The organism is Actinomadura rayongensis, assembly GCF_009831215.1.
Lineage (GTDB): Bacteria > Actinomycetota > Actinomycetes > Streptosporangiales > Streptosporangiaceae > Spirillospora > Spirillospora rayongensis.
Genome location: NZ_WUTW01000001.1, coordinates 124,674 through 142,565, shown reverse-complemented (window position 1 = coordinate 142,565; position 17,892 = coordinate 124,674). Strand labels below are relative to the sequence as shown.

14 protein-coding genes are annotated in these 17,892 nt (G+C 73.6%); 8 read left to right on the top strand and 6 right to left on the bottom strand.

The annotated features are described in order from the left end of the window. Positions 1-101: 101 nt before the first annotated feature. The 3 genes from GQ466_RS00630 to GQ466_RS00620 are packed head-to-tail and all read right to left on the bottom strand — an operon-like array spanning position 102 to position 1,701. Positions 102-434 carry a hypothetical protein gene (locus GQ466_RS00630; RefSeq protein WP_161100830.1) on the bottom strand — a complete coding sequence of 111 codons (333 nt, stop codon included), beginning with the start codon at positions 432-434 and terminating at the stop codon, positions 102-104. Beyond that, positions 427-1,086: a peptide-methionine (S)-S-oxide reductase MsrA gene (msrA, locus tag GQ466_RS00625; protein WP_161100829.1), complete on the bottom strand. Its 660-nt coding sequence runs from the start codon at positions 1,084-1,086 to the stop codon at positions 427-429. Before msrA ends, GQ466_RS00630 begins: the two co-directional genes overlap by 8 nt. Positions 1,087-1,095: 9 nt before the next feature. Beyond that, the gene (locus tag GQ466_RS00620; protein ID WP_161100828.1) at positions 1,096-1,701 is read right to left on the bottom strand and encodes a class I SAM-dependent DNA methyltransferase; all 606 of its coding nucleotides are present in this window, start codon (positions 1,699-1,701) and stop codon (positions 1,096-1,098) included. A gap of 96 nt (positions 1,702-1,797) precedes the next feature. Here GQ466_RS00620 and rarD point away from each other — a divergent pair, with 96 nt between their 5' ends. The 7 genes from rarD (at position 1,798) to GQ466_RS00585 (ending at position 7,023) form a co-directional block, all read left to right on the top strand. Then, entirely contained in the window at positions 1,798-2,676 is an 879-nt protein-coding gene (rarD, locus tag GQ466_RS00615; protein ID WP_161100827.1) for an EamA family transporter RarD, read from the top strand. A gap of 63 nt (positions 2,677-2,739) precedes the next feature. After that, positions 2,740-3,099: a hypothetical protein gene (locus GQ466_RS00610; RefSeq protein WP_161100826.1), complete on the top strand. Its 360-nt coding sequence runs from the start codon at positions 2,740-2,742 to the stop codon at positions 3,097-3,099. A 347-nt stretch (positions 3,100-3,446) separates the two neighbouring features. Next, a complete protein-coding gene (locus tag GQ466_RS00605; RefSeq protein WP_161100825.1) occupies positions 3,447-5,021 on the top strand; it encodes a prenyltransferase/squalene oxidase repeat-containing protein in 1,575 nt (524 codons plus the stop codon). Positions 5,022-5,350: 329 nt separating this feature from the next. Continuing rightward, on the top strand, positions 5,351-5,593 hold the full coding sequence (locus GQ466_RS00600; protein ID WP_202419908.1) for a hypothetical protein: 243 nt from the start codon (positions 5,351-5,353) through the stop codon (positions 5,591-5,593). Next, positions 5,593-6,018 carry a roadblock/LC7 domain-containing protein gene (locus tag GQ466_RS00595; protein WP_161100824.1) on the top strand — a complete coding sequence of 142 codons (426 nt, stop codon included), beginning with the start codon at positions 5,593-5,595 and terminating at the stop codon, positions 6,016-6,018. The genes GQ466_RS00600 and GQ466_RS00595 overlap by 1 nt, the downstream gene beginning before the upstream one ends. Then, positions 6,015-6,446, top strand: a complete 432-nt coding sequence (locus tag GQ466_RS00590) for a DUF742 domain-containing protein (RefSeq protein ID WP_161100823.1) — start codon at positions 6,015-6,017, stop codon at positions 6,444-6,446. Before GQ466_RS00595 ends, GQ466_RS00590 begins: the two co-directional genes overlap by 4 nt. Next, a complete protein-coding gene (locus GQ466_RS00585) occupies positions 6,427-7,023 on the top strand; it encodes a GTP-binding protein (protein ID WP_161100822.1) in 597 nt (198 codons plus the stop codon). Before GQ466_RS00590 ends, GQ466_RS00585 begins: the two co-directional genes overlap by 20 nt. Here the strand turns inward: GQ466_RS00585 and GQ466_RS00580 are convergent. Next, positions 6,959-8,200, bottom strand: a complete 1,242-nt coding sequence (locus tag GQ466_RS00580) for an MFS transporter (RefSeq protein WP_161100821.1) — start codon at positions 8,198-8,200, stop codon at positions 6,959-6,961. The genes GQ466_RS00585 and GQ466_RS00580 overlap by 65 nt on opposite strands. An 89-nt stretch (positions 8,201-8,289) precedes the next feature. On the opposite strand from GQ466_RS00580, the gene GQ466_RS00575 reads away from it, so the two are divergent. After that, entirely contained in the window at positions 8,290-8,826 is a 537-nt protein-coding gene (locus GQ466_RS00575; protein ID WP_161100820.1) for a CGNR zinc finger domain-containing protein, read from the top strand. A 51-nt stretch (positions 8,827-8,877) separates the two neighbouring features. Here the strand turns inward: GQ466_RS00575 and GQ466_RS00570 are convergent, their stop codons facing one another. Both GQ466_RS00570 and GQ466_RS00565 read right to left on the bottom strand, forming a co-directional pair. Then, positions 8,878-9,243, bottom strand: a complete 366-nt coding sequence (locus GQ466_RS00570; protein WP_161100819.1) for a YybH family protein — start codon at positions 9,241-9,243, stop codon at positions 8,878-8,880. Between the two features lie 107 nt (positions 9,244-9,350). Beyond that, positions 9,351-17,882, bottom strand: a complete 8,532-nt coding sequence (locus GQ466_RS00565) for a LamG domain-containing protein (protein WP_161100818.1) — start codon at positions 17,880-17,882, stop codon at positions 9,351-9,353. Between the last annotated feature and the right edge of the window lie 10 nt (positions 17,883-17,892).

Here is a 17,892-nt window from a genome sequence, read left to right as displayed (position 1 = left end):
CGGGGTTCCGAGCCCATCCGTCCCCGGGCATCGGTGACGACCGGGCAGAACATTCCAGTTCCGACGGGCCGGTCACCATGTGACCCGTGACGCGACGCTCGTCAGGTGAGTTGCTGGGCTTTGACGGTGAATTCGGCGTAGCCGTCGTTGTTGATTGAGCGGTGGTCGATGGCTATGCGGACGCGGCCGTCTGCGAGGTTGGGCCTGAGGATGACTGCGTCCAGGTAGGCCGGGACCGGGAGCTCGGTGTCCAGGTCTGGTTCTTCGTCGTTGTCGAACCAGAAGAGCGGCGTTTTGTCGATGATCGAATGTTGTTGGCCGTTCGCGTCTGTGAAGACGACCTCGATGATGTAGGGGTAGCCGTCTACGTCTACCCATCGGGTTGCGTGGGCGATCAGCTTTGGCGCGGATTCTTCGTGGGGCTGGTCAGCCATCGGTGGGGGCAACTCCTATGGGGCAGGACATTCCGGTGCCGCCCAAGCCACAATAGCCGTTTGGGTTCTTCGCGTCGGAGAGGTACTGCTGGTGGTAGTCCTCGGCGAAGTAGAAGGTGGGGGCGTCGGTGATTTCGGTGGTGATTTCGCCGTAGCCGGCGGAGGTCAGGACGGGCTGGTAGGCGTCTCGGGACTTTTCGGCGGCGGCGCGTTGGTCCTCGGAGTGGACGAAGATCGCCGAGCGGTACTGGGTGCCTACGTCGTTGCCCTGGCGCATGCCTTGCGTGGGGTCGTGGTTTTCCCAGAAGACTTTCAGGAGGGTTTCGTAGGAGATCTGTGACGGGTCGAAGACCACTCGGACAGTCTCAGTGTGGCCTGTGCGGCCTGAGCAGACCTCTTCGTAGGTGGGGTTCGGGGTGTAGCCGCCTTCGTAGCCGACCGCCGTGGAGATCACGCCTGGGGTTTGCCAGAAGACTCGCTCTGCGCCCCAGAAGCAGCCCATCGCGAACTCGGCCACCTGGGCGCCGGGCGGGTAGGGCGGGGTCAGGGGTGCGTTGAGCACCTCGTGGCGGGACGGGACGGGCAGCGCGTCGGCGCGGCCGGGCAGCGCCTCGTGGGGCGCGACCATCTCGCTCTTCGCGAAACCGAACATGGTCACAGGCTAACTCGCGCGGTGGGCCATCACGTGGGCGCACGGGGTATCGACTTCGTCCGGATATGCCCGTCTTTCTACATACGCGGACGGGACGAAGCCCGCCTTCGACAGTGCCGTCTCGATCTCGGCGCGGGTGTGGAGGTGGAAGGTCATCTCCACGCCGTGGAACGTCGACGTGAGCGAGCCGGAGCCCGAGAGGTACGAGAGCAGGACTACGCCGGACGGCTTCACGACGCGTCCGAACTCCTCGAACACCGCCCGCAGCTCTCGCGCCGGGAGGTGGATCACCGCGGACAGGCAGACGATTCCGCCCCACGCTTGGGACGGGACGTCCAGCCGCCGCAGGTCCCCTACGTGGAACCCGACGCCGGGGTGCGCTGCGGAGGCGATCTCCACCATTCGGCGTGATGAATCGACGCCTAGGGATGTCGCTCCCAGGGAACTCAGGCGGCGGGCGGCTTGGCCGGGGCCGCAGCCCAGGTCCGCGACTGGGCCTAGCTCACCCGCCTCGGCGGCGACCAGGTCGACCAGGGCGCGGTCCAGGGGACGGCGGTCCAGAGCGTCCAGGTGACGTGCCGCGTAGGCGTCGGCGATCGCGTCGTACTCGTCCATCGCCCCCCTGTCGCGCCTGCCCCGGAAGGCCGCATCGTAGTGCCGGGACGGTCCAGGTCGGCTGATAGCTTGAGGTTTGTGGTTGATCGTCGCGGAATGTCCTTTGGCATCGCGGCGTACGTGCTGTGGGGTCTGTTCCCGCTCTACTGGCCGCTGCTGAAGCCCGCCGGCGCGGCCGAGATCCTCGCCCACCGGATCATGTGGTCGCTGGTGGCGGTCGTCGCGATCCTGGCCGTCCGCCGCAATTGGAGCTGGATCCGCACGCTCGGCGGACGCCGCGCGGGGCTGCTCGCCATAGCCGCCGTGACGATCAGCGCCAACTGGGGCGTCTACATCTACGCGGTCAACACCGGCCACACGATCGAGGCCGCGCTCGGCTACTTCATCAACCCGCTGATCAGCGTCATGTTCGGCGTCGTGATCTTCCGGGAGCGGCTCCGCGCCGCCCAGTGGACGGCCGTCGCGCTCGGCGCCCTCGCCGTCCTCGTGCTCACCGCCGACTACGGCCGGCCGCCGTGGATCGCGCTGATCCTCGCCTGCTCGTTCGCGACGTACGGGCTGATGAAGAAGGTCGTCTCGATGCCGTCCGCCGAGACGCTGGCGGTCGAGACGGCGATCACGTTCCTGCCCGCGCTGGCGTTCACGACCGTCCTGGAGGTTCGGGGGGACGCGGCGTTCGGTCACCACGGCGTCGGCAACACCCTGCTGCTGGCGGGCAGCGGCATCGTCACGGCGATCCCGCTGCTGCTGTTCAACGCCGCCGCCGTCCGAATCCCGATGTCCGCGCTCGGAATGCTCCAGTACCTCACTCCGGTGCTCCAGTTCCTCATCGGCCTGCTGGTCAGGCACGAGGAGATGCCGCCGAGCCGCTGGGCGGGCTTCCTGCTCGTGTGGGCGGCGCTCGTGCTGCTCACCGGGGACGGCGTCCGCGTGAGCCGCCGCACGCGCCGCGCCGTCGCCGATCCGGTTTCCTGATCCCTGGAGATACCTCCGCACCGGAGGCTAAAGTCCCCTTCGTCATCCCCCCGAAGGAGTTCGATGCGTCCTCTGGTCGTGACCGCGCTGGGGGCCGCCGTGGTGGCCGCCGGCCTCGCGGCGCCGTCCGCCGCCGTGTCCGTCACCGGCCCGCCCGAGCGCACCGCGCCCGGCCGCCACACGGAGATCACGGTGCCGGGCTGCGGCGAGCGCGACCGCGCGGCGTCCCCGGCGTTCACCGCGCCGGTGCGGCTGGACGACGAGGGATCGGGCGTCGCGACCGTCCGGCGGGCGGTGCGGCCGGGCCGCTACCCGGTCACGGCGCGGTGCGGGACGCGGACGGTCACCGGAATGATCGACGTCTCCCGGACGCGCGCCTGGCAGGGCCTGCTGCCGCCGTCGCTGGACGGCCATCCCGACTGATCGCCGGAACTCCTCTCCCCCACCGCCCCGGAAAGCCGAGAACATGCGGTCCCACACCGTTCCTGGCGCATTAAAAAATGTCACACCATGACGAAAGCGGGCCTGACGAGAGTAGTCGGCGAAGGCGCACGCGAATAGTCAAGTGGCGCAGATCACCAGCGGAGCAAAAATCCTTCCGGAGCGCAAGGCTTGATTGCACTTTTCCGTCATGTGATACTCCCGAAAACTGGTACACAGAGCCTCATATCGTACGGAAAGCCCACCCGGCGCACCGTGCGGTTGCCACCCCTGAGCCTTACCCCCAGCTCACGAACGAGGTGCCGTCGAAATATGTCCGGAGTGGCCGCGTGACCATCGGCGAGCAGACGACGACAGCGGGACCCCTTGCCGACGCGGCGGCCGACCTGGTCGCCGGGCTCCTGGAACACCCCTGGGGACAGGTGTCCCCCTCGGTCTACGAGACCGGACGGCTCGTGGCGCACGTCCCCTGGCTCACCGGGCACGCCGAGCGCGTCGCGTTCCTCCTCGCCGCCCAGCGGCCGGACGGCACCTGGGGCGCGCCCGACGACGGCTACGCGCTCGTCCCCACGCTCAGCGCCACCGACGCACTCCTGTCCGTCCTGCGCACCGACGGCCCCCGGGAGAACCTGGTCGGCGCCGCCGCGCTCGCGCTGCACGCGCTGTTCACCCGGCTGTCCGCACCGTCCTTCCCGTCCCGGCCGCTGCCCGACATGCCGGCGATCGAGCTGATCGCGCCCTACCTCGCCGAGCGCGTCGACGACCATCTCGCCGCGCTCGCCCACCGTCCGGTCCCGGGCCTCCAGGCGTACGCGGGACGGCGCCTGGCCCTGCCCGCCGCGCTGGACGGCCGGACGCTCGCCCGCGTCCGGCAGCTCCTGGAGTCCGGCGCGACCGTCCCGAAGAAGCTCCTGCACGCCGTCGAGGTGGCCGGGGACGCGGCGCCCAAGTTGCCCGGGATCGTCCCCGAGGTCACCGGGACGATCGGCGCGTCCCCCGCCGCGACCGCCGCCTGGCTCGGCCCCGAACCGCCCGCCGACCCGAGCAGCCCGGCCCGCTGGCACCTGGAGGCCGCGACCGCGCAGCACGGCGGGCCCGTCCCGGTCGGCTTCCCGCTGACGGTCTTCGAGCGCGCGTGGGTGCTGGCGTGGCTGCTGCGCGCGGGCGTCCGCGTCGACGTCCCGCCGCTGCTGGTGCTCAGCCTGACCGCGCCGCTCGGGCCGTTCGGCACCGCCGCCGCCGAGGGACTGCCCGCCGACGCCGACACCACCGCGGGCGTCCTGTACGCGCTGGCGCTGGTCGGCGCGCCGCCCCGGCCCGACCCGCTGTTCGCCTACGAGCTGGACGACCACTTCTGCACCTGGCAGGGCGAGGACGGCGCGTCCCCCACGACCAACGCCCACGTCCTGGAGGCGTTCGGACAGTACGTCGCCGCGACGGGCGACCCCGACGATCGGTACCGCGCCGTCATCGCGAAGGTCGCGCGTTGGCTGCGATCCCGCCAGAACCCGGACGGCAGCTGGACCGACCGCTGGCACGCCTCCCCCTACTACGCCACCGCGTGCTGCGCCATCGCGCTCGCCCGCTTCGACCCGGACGGCTCGGCCGACGCGGTCGCGGCGGCCCGCCGCTGGATCCTCGGCACGCAGCGTCCGGACGGCTCGTGGGGCTGCTGGGAGGGGACGGCCGAGGAGAGCGCCTACGCCGTCCAGACCCTGCTGCTCACCCCCGGCGGCGGCGCCGCGGCGGCGGAACGTGCCACCGACCTCCTGCGGACGGCCCCGGACGAGGGTCCCGCGATGTGGCACGACAAGGACCTCTACCGTCCGACGGCGATCATCCGAGCGGGAGTGATCGCGGCTCTGCAACTGCTTTCCGAAAAACGATCCGATTCCGTGCTGTGAACCCCATCACAGGCGGAATTCGCCGCCTCTACGACGTAGACGATTCACTTGAGCGGATATGGCCGTGTTGCTAGTGTTCTAGCCCGTATGGAAGCGCGGTCGGCTCCCCAGGTACCGCCTGCCATCATCCGGACGTCACGGTCCTGCTTTCCCAGCCAAACCGGTTGCGGACCAAACCCTCTACGTTGTTGGGGCGCTTGCTCATGGGCTTCCGCTGCCCGTGCCCGTTCCCGGGCACGGTGATCAGGGGCGATCTCCCCGGGGAACGGTCCGCGCGCGTCCGGGCGCCCGTCGGACGCCGCGAACCCAGAACGGGGGACCCCTCACCCGTGTCCGATCCGACCACGCCGTCCGGGCTGCCCGTCCGGGTCCCCCAGGCGAACCTTGCTCCCACGCTCCGCACCGAAGACACCCGTCCCGGCACCCCGCCGGACGACGAACCGGACGAAACGTCCCGCCCGCCCGAAGAGGTCCAGCGGATCATGGGCGCCTACCAGCGCGGAACCCGGCGCGGGCGGAGCGCGGCGGCCGGGCGCACGAGCGCGCGATCCACTGAAGGCGAGGACGAGTAATGCAGAAGGCTGGCTCATCGGCCGATCTAGGGTGGCTGCTGGACGACCTGATCGGCCGGGTCCCCCACTCCCAGCACGCGGTCGTCCTGTCGGCCGACGGGCTGCTGATGGCCTCCTCGGCGGGGATGACCCAGGACGACGGCGAGCACCTGGCCGCCGTCGCCGCCGGCATCCAGAGCCTCGCCAAGGGCGCGGGCACCCGGTTCGGCGGCGGCGCGGTACGGCAGACGATCGTCGAGATGCAGTCGGCGTTCCTGCTGGTGTCGGTGGCGGGCAAGGGCGCGTGCCTGGCCGTCCTCAGCGACGACGAGGCGGACGTCGGGCTCATCGCCTACGAGATGGCGATGCTCGTCACGAGCATGGGCCACCACCTCAGCACCCCGACGCGCTCGGAGTCGGCCGAACAGGGACGGACGCTCACATGAACGAGGACCAGCCGGAGCGCTGGCCGCAGGAGCCGCGCCGGCCCTGGTGGGAGGACCCGGGCAACCAGGGCACGCTGCTCGACGACCAGTCCGGGCCGATGGTCCGCCCGTACGTCATGACGAGCGGGCGCCTCGAACCGGCGCGCGGCAAGTTCGACCTGATCACGCTCGTCGTCGCGGCGATCCCCGAGCCCGACGGGCACCTCGGGCTCGGGCCCGAGCATGTGGCGATCCTGCGGCTCACCCAGTCGGTGATGTCGGTCGCGGAACTGACCGGGCACCTCGACCTGCCGGTGGCGACCGTCCGGGTCATGCTGGGCGACCTGCTCGACCAGGGCCTGATCAGCATGCAGGAACCCGAACCCGAAGCGGACATGCACGACATCCGGCTCTACAAGGCGGTGATTGATGGCCTCCGGGCTCTCTGACGGCCGGCGACTTCCCACCGCCGTCAAGATTGTGATCGCGGGCGGCTTCGGCGTCGGCAAGACGACGATGGTCGGCACGGTCTCGGAGACCACGCCGCTGCGCACCGAGGAGGTCCTCACCGACGAGAGCGTCGGCGTGGACGACGTCTCGGGCGTCGAGCGCAAGAAGACCACGACCGTCGCGATGGACTTCGGCCGCATCACGATGCGGGACGAGTACGTCCTCTACCTGTTCGGCACGCCCGGCCAGGAGCGGTTCTGGTTCATGTGGGACGAGGTCGCGCTCGGCGCGCTCGGCGCGGTCGTCCTCGCCGACACGCGGCGGCTCGCGGACTGCTTCCCCTCAGTCGACTACTTCGAGCGGCGCGGCACGCCGTTCGTCGTGGCGGTGAACTGCTTCGAGGGCGTCCAGGCGTTCGACCTGGAGGAGATCAAGGCCGCTTTGAACCTCGGCCGCGACGTGCCGGTCATGCTGTGCGACGCGCGGCGGCTGGAGTCGTGCAAGACCGTCCTCATCGACCTGATCCTGCACGCGATGAAGGTGCGCGGCCTGACGCCCGAACCGCAGCAGGCGTGAGAGGGACGGCCAGCAGGGGCGCCGCAGCCGCGAACGCCCAGACGGCCGTCCAGGACGTGGCGCCGAGCAGCGCCGGAACGACCAGCGGCGTAATGAACGCCGCACCGAACACGGTGGTGCCCTCCAGGCCGAGCGCCGTCCCGGCCCGGTCGGCGCCCGCGGTGACGGCGATCTCGGTGTAGGCGACGCCGTGCCACGCGTTGGCCAGCAGCCCGGCGGTCGCGAGGGCGGCGACGGTCAGCGGGAGCGGCGCGTGCGTCGTCGCCGTCGCCGCCGCCATCGCGAGGGCGGTGAGCAGGCCGATGACGCGGATCGCGGTGCGGCGGTCGGCGCCCCGGTCGCTGCGGCGGCCCGTCCAGATGCGCGCGGCGCCGCCGCCAATCTGGGCCGTCAGCACGACGGCGGCGGCGACGGCCGCGTCCGCGTGGCGCGCGTCGTGCAGGAAGACGGCCGTGAACGCGAGCACGGCGAACTGCGGGACGGTCAGCAGCCCGCTGGCGAGCGCGACGCGCCACACGTCGGGGTCGCCGAGCGGTGACCTGCCCGCGCGCCGCTGCGGCGTTGTGCGCTCGCGGTCCGGTTCGTGCAGCCAGCGCGCGGTGGCCGCCGCGCTGAGCAGGAAGAAGCCCGTCAGGACGGCGTAGACCGCGCGAAAGCCGCTTGCCGCTGCAAGCGGGGGCAGGAGCGCGACGCCGACCGCGCCGCCCGCCGGGATCGCCGTCTGCCGGATGCTCATGGCGAGACCGCGCCGGTCGTCGGCGAACCACGTCATGACGGCGCGCCCGGACGAGCCGTTGACGCTCCCGCCGAGCGCCCCCGCCGCGAACAGGCACGCCGCGAGGGTCGCGGTTCCCGTCCCGTCCGCCGGGGCGGCGCCGACGGCCATCCCCGCCATCAGCGCGGCCGTGGACAGCAGCCCGGTGAGCAGGATCCTGCGGTCCCCGAACCGGTCCGTGAGCAGCCCCCAGACGAGGTCGCCCGCCGCGACGCCGAGCCCGAGACACCCGACGACGAACCCGAGCGCCCCCGTGGACAGCCCGTACCCGGCGCGCAGCTCGACGCCCGTCACCGGCAGCCCGGAGAACATCGCGGAAAAGCTCGCCTGCGCCGCGACCCCGATCCCCAGCACGACCCACCGGTGCCGCGTCCCCACCCGTGGCGCACTGACCGTCGCCATGCCGCGCTCCTCTCGCCGATAACCGGTTGAACCGGTTACCGACGATGGCAGGGCTCGGCATAACCCGTCAAGCCGGTTACTCTTGGGGCATGGGCTTCCTGTTCGTCAGCGGCAACCTCGGGCTGGACTTCGCCGGAACCGTGGGGGCGCGCCGCGACCGCCGCGTCGAGATGCTGCCGTCCCCCGCCGACCTGGCCCGCTGGACGGTGGAAGCCGGCCTGCTGGACACCGCCCCCTCAGCCGCCCCCGCCGACCTCGCCAGCGCCCGGGCGCTACGCGAAGCGATCTACGCCCTGGCCACCCAAGCCCGCACCGGCGAGCCCCTGGACGCGGCGAACCTGGACGCCCTCAACACCGCCGCCGCACTCCCACCCCCGACCGTCCGCCTGGACCCGTCCGGCCTCACCCGATCCGGGTCGGTCACCAACGCCCTGTCGGCGGTGGCCCGAGCCACGATCACCCTGCTGGGCGACCCCGACACGGCACGCCTCCGCGAATGCGAAGCAGAAACTTGCACCCGCCTCTTCATCGACGCGTCCCGCCACAAGGCCCGCCGCTGGTGCGACATGCGCCGCTGCGGCAACCGAGCCAAAGCCGCCGCCTACAGAACCCGCCACCACCCCTGACCCCACCCCGCCGCCCGCCGAGACCGCCGTCGGCCGAAAGACAGGGCCAGCTCAGTCGGTGACGGCGACGAACTCGGGCTGGTCCAGCAACCGCAGCCAGGACCCGTCGGGCTGACGACGGACGACCTGCGCACGAGCCCCCGCCCCGTCCTTCGGCGCAGTGGACGTGAGCGCGATGCCGTCACTGACCAGCGTCGGCAACGGCTGCTCGGGCTGGAACTGCGGACGCCGCTCCAGCACCTTCTCCCACAGCGCCCGGATCGCCTCCCGCCCGACCGTCTGACTCCCCGGCGGATAGGCCATCACGGCGTCCTCTTCGTACAGCGCCGCGACACCCTCGGCGTCTCCCGCGTTGGACCGCTCCACGAACAGCCGCGTGATGTCCTCCGGACTCATCGCCTTCTCGTACTCCGCCATGCTCTCCTCCTTCGAACCGATCTCCTTCCACCTTCTCCGCCCGCCGCCCATAAGTCCAACAACGGTTGTCAATACCGTCCAGAAGAAGGACTTATGGCAGGTGATGGTCAGGTGGTCGGGGGGATGTGGGTGGAGCCGGACGGGGTGAGCTTCTGGAGTGTGTAGCGCGGGGAGCGGCTGGGGCGGGCGGAGTCGGTGAGGTGGAAGACCGCGCGGCGGCGGACGACTTCGGTGCGGAGGTCGGCCGGGTTGACGAGTTCGACGCGCTGCGCTTCGGGGCCCCAGGCGAAGCGGACGCATTCGACGTAGGCGCGGTCGCCGGTCGTCTGCCCGCGCAGAAGGGCGTAGGCCGCCTCGGTCGCGGGGATGACCGGCGCCTCGACGATCGTGATGTCGAGGCGCACTGCGGCCGGGGCGACCGGTCCCGCGTCGATGTGCAGGACGAGGCGCAGCCGCTCCCCCGGCGCGAAGGGGCCGTTCGCGTCCTGGAGCGCGGTCAGGGGGAGCTGGTAGAGCCTTCCGGCGGTGAGGGCGCCCGCGGGGTTCGGGTCGGTCAGGTCGCGCGGGATCTCGTCCAGGTCGATCTTCTGGAGCGTCAGCGTGACGGTCGGGGTGCCGGGCGGCGGTTCGTCCCAGTCGTAGCGCACGGCCAGCGTGCTCGTCGCGTTGCACTCGCGCCGGTCGGCCGACAGCGTGACGGTGCGCTGCGGGGTGGTGCCGACGCCGGGGAACTGCACCGGGACGGCGGCGTGCGCGGACGGGGAGGCGAGGCGCCGGTTGTACTCGGGGTCCTCGAAGTGGACGTAGCGCGGGACCAGCGGCAAGGACGGCGCGTTCGGGTCGGCCACGCGGAGCGGGAAGCGCAGCTCGTGGCCGTAGCCGTCGTGGTACTTCTCGGCGCCGGGCTGGTGCGGGGCGAACCGCGCGGTGGCGCGCGCGAGGACGGACGCCCCGGGCGGCAGGGCCGCGATCAGCGCGCGGGCGCGGGCGTCCGGGTCGCCGGGAAGGGCGAACTGGCGGATCGCGAACGCCGTCGTGTCGATGGTGTCGGCGTCCGGTAGGGCCACGCCGACGGCGCCGAGCTGAGCGCGCAGGGACGGGGTGAGGACGACCGTCGGCGCGGTGACGTCCTGGAGGGCCGTGACCTGGCCGGCGGCGACGAGGTCCAGGGTCAGAATCCAGTCGGCGATGCCGGACGCCGGAGTTTCCGCCTCCTGCCCGCCGACCAGGGGCACACTGCCGTCGATCCGGTAGACGAAGGTCAGGACGCCGTCCCACGCCACGTCGAGGGTGTACCGCTCGCCCACGGCGAGCTGCATCCGTAGCCGCTGGGCGGTCTGCCGGTAGGTCGGGTTCTCCGGCGGGTCGGCGAAGGCGGCGCGGAACGCCTCGTCGGCGGGCGACGGCGTGACCAGCGCGAGCCGGTCGGGGTCGAAGTGGCCGGCCCAGGTGCGCAGCGCGACCGCCTGCCGTCCGTCGGCGTTGGCGGGCAGCGGCACCGGACGCGGCGCGCGGTGCTGGACCGGCACCCCGCCGGAGAGCAGGCCGAGGCCGCGCGGACGCGGGTGCTCGCCGGTCGGGACGACGCCGCTCTGGCGCAGGAGCTGGTTGCGCAGCGTCACGAAGACGCCGGGACGGACGCCGGTCACCAGGTAGCGCAGTCCGCCGGGCAGGACGGGCTGCCAGTGGTCCAGCGCCGGGGCGCCGGGAAAGGCGAGCGGAGGCTCGTCGAACAGGGCCCCGGTCAGCGCGGGCAGCGGCGGGTCGGGCGGTGCGGGGAGCAGGCTGCGGACGGCGGGCGCACGGAAGCGGCGCGGCAGTCCGCCGGTGGGCCGGTCGGTGTGCAGCGCGGAGCGGAACTGCACCGTCCGCTGGACGGTCTGCCACCAGAGCGTCCGGCCCGCCGCGCCGGGAAGCGCCGGGCCGACGACGCCCTGCTCGTCCTCGGTGTAGCGGACGCCGACGTGCAGCGCGCTCAGCCCCCACGGCCACGCGGGCAGATCGGCACGAGGACGCCGGGTCAGGTAGAGCGGCTGCACCCCGACCGTCTGCGGCGGCGCCAGCTCGAAGTCGCGGGCATCGGCGGGCAGCGCCGCGATGTTGCACTGGCCTTCGCGGTAGCGCAGAACGGCGAGGGCGGGCCGGATGCCGAACAGTCGCCGGGCGAGCGGCGCCGCGCTCGTCACCCGGACCAGGGCGAAGGCGTAGCCGGTGGTCAGCGCCGCCTCGCCGAGATCGTCGGGCCGGGTGTTGTCGCTGATGATCCGGTAGCGCAGCACCGCGATCGGCGACTCCGGCGCCAGCAGGCGCTGGGACTGCGCGGCCCAGCTCTGGGCCTGGGCGCGCAGGCGGCCCTCGTCGGCCAGGTCCGGGTCGTCGGGCTGTACGCTCCACATCCGGGTCGCGACCGGCTGGAGCCGTGCGGTGCCGGGCGCCAGGCAGAGCAGCTCGGCCACCAGGAGCCGGGGCGCCAGCGGAGACGGCCCGCCCGCCGGGACCACGGGGGCCGGACGCCACTGGAGTCCCAGGTACGGGCTGACCACGAGGTTCAGCGGACGCGCGTCGAGCGCGCCGGGGATGAGCGTGGCCGCCGGACGGCGGCGCGGCCCGTCGGCGGGACCCTGGCCGAGCAGCCCGCTGCTGGCGATGAGCGCGGCGGCCAAAGTCCAGCCATAGGGCGGCTTGCCAGCGGGCGTCGGGGTGCTCACCGACTGGGTCAGCAGCAGCGAGCCCTCGCGCCAGACCGGGTCGGCGTACGGCGCGGGCTCCGGCAGGTCGGGCAGCCCGGACGGCCGGGGCGGGTAGAAGGGACGGCGCGGGTCGAAGGCCCGGCGCAGCGCGGCCGGGCGGCTGAGCCGCGCCGGGGTCTCGGGCAGCGCCGCGAGGACGCTCTGGAGCAGGTCGTCCTGCGGTTCGGGGGGCGGGTTCTGCGCGCGGAACCAGCTCTCCTCCAAAGCCACCGGGTCGAGCCGGGCGAAGGCGCGGCCGACCGCCGTGTCCAGGCTCGCGAAGGTGACGGGCAGCGGCGTGCCGTCCGCCCAGCCGCACAGGGCGAGGGCCAGCGCGGGCAGCGCCGTGGCGGGGGCGTCGGCGCGCAGCCGGGAGATGAGCAGCACCGGGTCGGTCTGGAGCGGGCTCGGCTGCTTTCCGGCGGGCGGACGGGCCAGGTCGCGCGAGGTGTCCTGCAACCGTCCGAGGAACGGCATGTTCAGCAGCAGCCAGCGCGGGTCGGCCGGGTCGCTCGGCGCGTAGTCCGCCGGGCTGCCGAGCAGCGCGCCCTGGCTGCCGGTCGGGAGGTACTGCAACGTCGTGGCCGCGCTGGTCGGGACGGGCGTGAGCCCGACCAGGTGGTGCCCGCTCGCCTCGATGAGCAGCGTGTCGCGGGGCAGCGCGTCGAGCGCCGCGCCCGAATCGGCCAGCAGCGCCGACAGACCGGCGGTCAGATAGCCGCCGCCGACGCTCCCGAGCGGGCTGACGCCGGTGACGGGGTCGGTGGTCTGGAGCCCGGCCAGGCTCCGCAAAAACTGCGCGGCGCGCTGGGGCGTGAGCAGCCGCACCTCCTGGACGGACGTCCACCGGGTCTCGCGGCCGAGCGTCCCGCCGCTCCCGTCCGCCGCCGGGGTCACCTCGACGAGCTGGTGCTCGACCAGGGCCAACGGCTGCCAGCTCTGACCAGGGGCGAAGGTGAACAGCAGCGGGCCGTCGGCGCCGGTCAGCAGGGACGCGGGCAGCTCGTGCTGGTTCAGCAGCACCCGGACGGTGTGGCGCAGATGGGTCAGCGGCGGGGCTCCGGCGACGCGGGCGGCGGGCAGGGTGATGCGCGCGTTGGCCGCGTCGTAGCCGAGCTGCTGCGGCCACGAGACCAGGTCGGCAACCGTGAGCGTCCCGTTGAGCAGGAACCGCTCCCGCCACCGCGCGCCGTCCAGGCGCGAGGTGTACCCGACCACGAGGTCACCGGCCGAGGACCCGTACAGCAGCGCCGCGTCGGCGGTCCGGGACGGGACGGGATCCTGCAACGACCGGCCCCAGTGCGCGACGAGCAGGGCCTCCACGAAGGCGCCGGTAAGCGGAAGAAGGGGCACGTCGTCCGGCCGGGCGGCGGCGCGGAACGTCACCGTGGCGAAGCCGGGGGCGGCGCGGTCGCCCACCCCGGGCGTCAAGGCGTCGGCGAGGCGCATGCCGGGCAGGAACTGGAGACCTTCCGGATGCGCGGCGCTGTAGCCATGCCACCCGAACTGGAGCGTGGTGTCACCGGCCAGGGCGGCGGGCGAGCCGTCGGGGAGGGCCACGGCGAGCGCGAGGTCGTCGAACAGGGTCGCGCCGTCGAGCGTGAAGCCCCCGGCCATCAGGTCGAAGGTCAGCGCGGCGGCCAGCGCCTGCCCCCGCGTCGTCACCGGCGCGGCGGACGGTCCCGAGGCGAACCGCGCGGCGACCTCCTCGGCGGCGAGGGCGCGGTCGTAGAGCGCGACCATGCGGTAGGTGCCGAGCCAGGCCCGTCCGCCGGTGATCTCGTCGCCGAGGGCCAGCTCGAACCGGTCGTCCCAGGCGGCCAGGCTCCCGCCGACGGTGTGCTCGGCCTTGAGCTGCCCGTTGACGTAGATCCGGGTGCGGCCGTCGGCGGCGCGGGTGAAGGCCAGATGGGTCGGGGCGCCGCCGAGCGAGGCGGCCGGGGTCGCCAGGTCGGGGGCGCCGGTCGCGTCCGTGGCGTCGGTGCGCAGCCACAGGTCCAGGCTGGACGAGTCGGGCGGCGACTTGCGCTGCTGGAGCGCGACGTTGCGGTGCGCGCCGTCGGACGAGACCGTGAGGATGTCGAACTGCCCGTTCGCCAGAACGCCGGTGACGGGCTTCACCCACGCCTCGACGCTGATCTCGTCGCTCGCCTTCACCGCCGCCGTGAGCTTGGCGGCGGCGACGCCCGAGCGGATCAGCGTCGGCTTGGTGAGGGTCAGGCCGTCGGCGCCCCAGCTCATGCCCTGGGTCGCGGCGGCGGTCAGGTGCAGCGGCGCGCCGATGCCGGACGAGTCGTGGACGGTCGCGCCGCCGCCCTCGTCGAAGCGGTAGAGGGCCCGCAACCCGGTCGGCGGCCTGCCGACCCGGACGGCGAGGGTGAGGGTCAGGGTGTGCGCGCCGCCCGCCGTGTCGAGGCCGAGCGCGACCCGCTGCGGCACGATCGGGTCCTGGGCGGACGCGCCGGGCAGGGTGAAGGGCGGCGTCACGGGGTCGGGGAAGGCCAGCGCGGGCAGCGCGACCGTCCACTCGACCTGGAACAGGTGGAACGACAACCGCACCTGCCCGGCGGTCAGGCCGCCGCCGGCGAGCGCGAGAGCGCCGACCCGCAGGCGCGGCGCGTCCCCGGCCTCCCCGGCGGAGACGGCCAGCGGCCATTCCAGCGCGGAGCCCTCCGGCCCGACGGCGCTCAGGCTCAGCGACGTCCCGGCGCCCGTGAACGTCAGCCGCACGCAGTTGCTCAGATCGGTCTGCTCGGCGGCGGAACCGGCCACCGGGAGCTGCAACCGCCCGATGACCTCGACCGTCGTCACACCGTCGCCCGCGAACAGCACGCGGTCGAGCACCAGCGGGAAGAAGCGCAGGCCGAACAGGTCGAGGCCCGGCGCGGGCGCGTCCGGATCGTCGTCGGACGGACGCAGCCGCCACTCATATCCGGTGCGGTGCTCGTAGTCGCTGCTGCGCGCCTCCGGGTCGTTCCCGTCCAGGTCCAGGTCGACGGCTTCGGACGAGCGGGCGGACGCCTTGGTGAACCCCGCGCCCGCGACGGGCAGGTCGCGGAACCACAGCCGCCAGGACGCCGTCCCGTGGCCGAGGACGAGCGGGACGCGGGTGGTGGTCAGTCTCACGTCGCCCGCGGTGGGGTGGCTCAGCGGCGTCCGGATCAGGTTCGACGCGGGGGCGCTCGCGCCGCGCACCAGCCCGCGCTGGTCGGCGAGGCCGCCGTCGACGGCGCGGGCGGCCATGCTCCCGGCCGTCAGCCGGTACGTGCCGGGCGGCGCGTCGGCGGGCAGGCGGCGCAGCCCGGCGGCCCCGTCGGCGAAGTCGCCGTCGATCCCGCGCAGCGCCGCCTCGCCGGTCAGCGTCAGCGGGGCGCTCTGCGCCGGGTCGGCGTTGTCCAGGCGCAGCTCGCCGGGGTAGCCGTCCAGGGCGAAGGTCGCGCGGACGGGCCAGTCGCGCGGGCCGGCCAGGAAGCGCAGCACGATACTCCCGTCCCGGCGGTCGAAGGCGCTCACGCCGTCGGCGGCGGCGAGGCTCGCGCGCTCGGCGAAGCGCCGCCAGTGCGCGGCGTAGTCCGCGCGGGTGAGCGGACGCGGCGGAGCGGGGCGCGGGGTGTCGGGCAGCGGCGAGCTGTCCCGCGGGTCCGTGGGGATCCTGGGAAGCTGGGCCAGCGCCTGGACCTCGTCGGTGTAGGGCAGGTCGTGCCGGTACTGGACGGCGAGGCCGAGCGCCGGGTCGCTCAGCGGCGGGTCGCCGTCGGGACGCGGGTCGAGGACCAGACCGGGCAGCGAGAGCGCCGCCAGCGGCAGGTCGTACAGCTTGTCGGCGTCCGTGCCGAGCCATTCGCGGGCGGGCGCGAACGCGCCGCCGTAGCGCGGCCACGCGGCGGCGCCGTCGGCGGCGAAGCGCCAGGCGTCGGGCAGGTCGAGGCCGTCCCGGCGGGTCACCGGCAGCTCGAACGGGACGAGCTGCCGTCCGGCGATCGGCACGTTCGGCGGGTCGATGCTCTGGGTGAGCGCCAAAGCCTGCACCATCGGCAGCGTCGGATGGCGGCGCCAGACCAGGGGCGGCGCCGCGCCGAACGTGCCGGGCGCGAGGACGCCGCCGGTCACCAGGGCGCGCAGCACGTCCGGGTCGACGTCGTACTGGAACGCCCAGGCGCCCAGCGCGGCCGAGGGCGCGGGGGTGCCGCGCCAGGCGAGGCCGATCGCATCGAAGGCGAGCCGTACCAGCGGCGCGAACAGCTCGCGCCCGGTCACGGTGTGCAGGGGGACGGTCGTCAGGCCGCCGATCCAGTCGTCCAGGTCGGGCAGGGCGTCGGCCGCGGTGGGCGCCCGGGTGCTCAGCCAGAGCAGGCCGTTGAGCGCGACCTCGGGCGCGTCCAGCGTCAGGTCGGCCGACTGGAGCCGGTACGCGGCGCCGACCGGGGCGAGCACCCAGGTTCCGGTCATGTGCCGGGCCGCCGCGAGGGTGAGGCTCCAGGGCTGCTCGCCGGGCGCCCGGCCGAGCCCGGCGGCGTCGTCGTTGCCGTAGCTGACGGCGCCGCGCAGCAGGTTCTCGGGCGCCGGGACGGGCTGCGTCCGGGCCACGCCCGCGTCGAGGTAGATCTGCTCCGACAGGTTGGGCAGCGGGAGCTGGGCCCAGCCGTCGTCCAGGGGCGTGAAACCCCACAGCACCGACGGGGCGACGGGCGCGGCGGGCCCCGCCTCCGGCCGCGTCCAGGACGGTTCGGGCTCCCGCAGCACGGCGCGGAGCCGCCGCGCGGCCTCGTTCGGGTCGAACGCCAGCGTGGTGGCGGCGAGCGTGACCCGCTCGCTCCAGCCGTCGCCGTCGCGGACGGCGCGGTAGCCGAACGTGCCGGGGGTTCCGGTTGGCGGGTCGCCGGCCGCCAGCTCCACCCGCAGGTTCGCGCCGTCGACGGTGACCCGCGCGTCCGCGGGGGTGATCCGGGCGAGCGTGTCGGGCTGGACGGCCGGGTCGTAGGGCTGCCGGTCGCTCAGCAGCAGGCTGAACGTCTCGCCGGGGAAGCCGATCGGACGCGTCCCGGGCTGCTCCCGCCAGGGCGCGATCTCCCAGAACAGGCGCGGGACGGTGAGCGGGTCGGCGAGTTCCAGCGTGGCCCAGTGCGGTGCGGGCTCCGGCCGGACCAGCCCGTTCAGCGGGTTGTCGGGGTTGAGGTACCGGTTGAACCGCCGCCAGGACGCGAGGAGCGCGGCCTGCTCGTCGTCGGTCAGCCGCTCGGTCTCGATCGTCATCCGGAAGCCGCGCACCGTCGGCCCCGGATCGGGGACGAGCCGGGCGAGCTGGAACACCGCGCCGACCGGCGCGGCGTCCCAGAGCAGGCGGATCCGCCCGAAGACCGACAGCCCCCCAGAGTGGACGGCCAGCGCGCCGAGCAGCCGGGCGGCGCCGGTCCGCTGCCCGGGCGCCGCCGCGGTCAGGCCGAGCGCGGTGTACAACCGCTGGACGGCGCCGGCCTGGGGCGTCATCGGGTCGAGGACGATCTCTCCGCCGAGGCAGGTGAGAACCGGCAGATTGCCGACGATCCCGGTGGGCCACCCGTCGGCGGGGGCCTGGAGCAGCAGCAGGCTGGCGGTGCCGGCGCTGATCGCCGCGCGGATCGCGGCGGGCGGGAGATGCCCGTCGGGCTTGGTCCCGCTGCGCTTCCACACGTACTGCGGCGTGGCGCCGTTCGTCGGGGCGACGGTGACGCTGGTGACGTACACGAGCGCCAGCAGGGAGCCCGGCAGCAGCACGTTGTTCTCGCCGACCGCCTTGCGCGGCGTGGTGTCGACGAACAGCGTGCGGAAGGCGAAGTCGGCGACCGGGTCGGCCAGCCGGATCACCTCGGCCTCGGCCGTCCAGAAGGGGCCCGCGATCTTCAGCTTCGGCAGGTCGGGAAGTTTCGCCATCTGCTCCTCC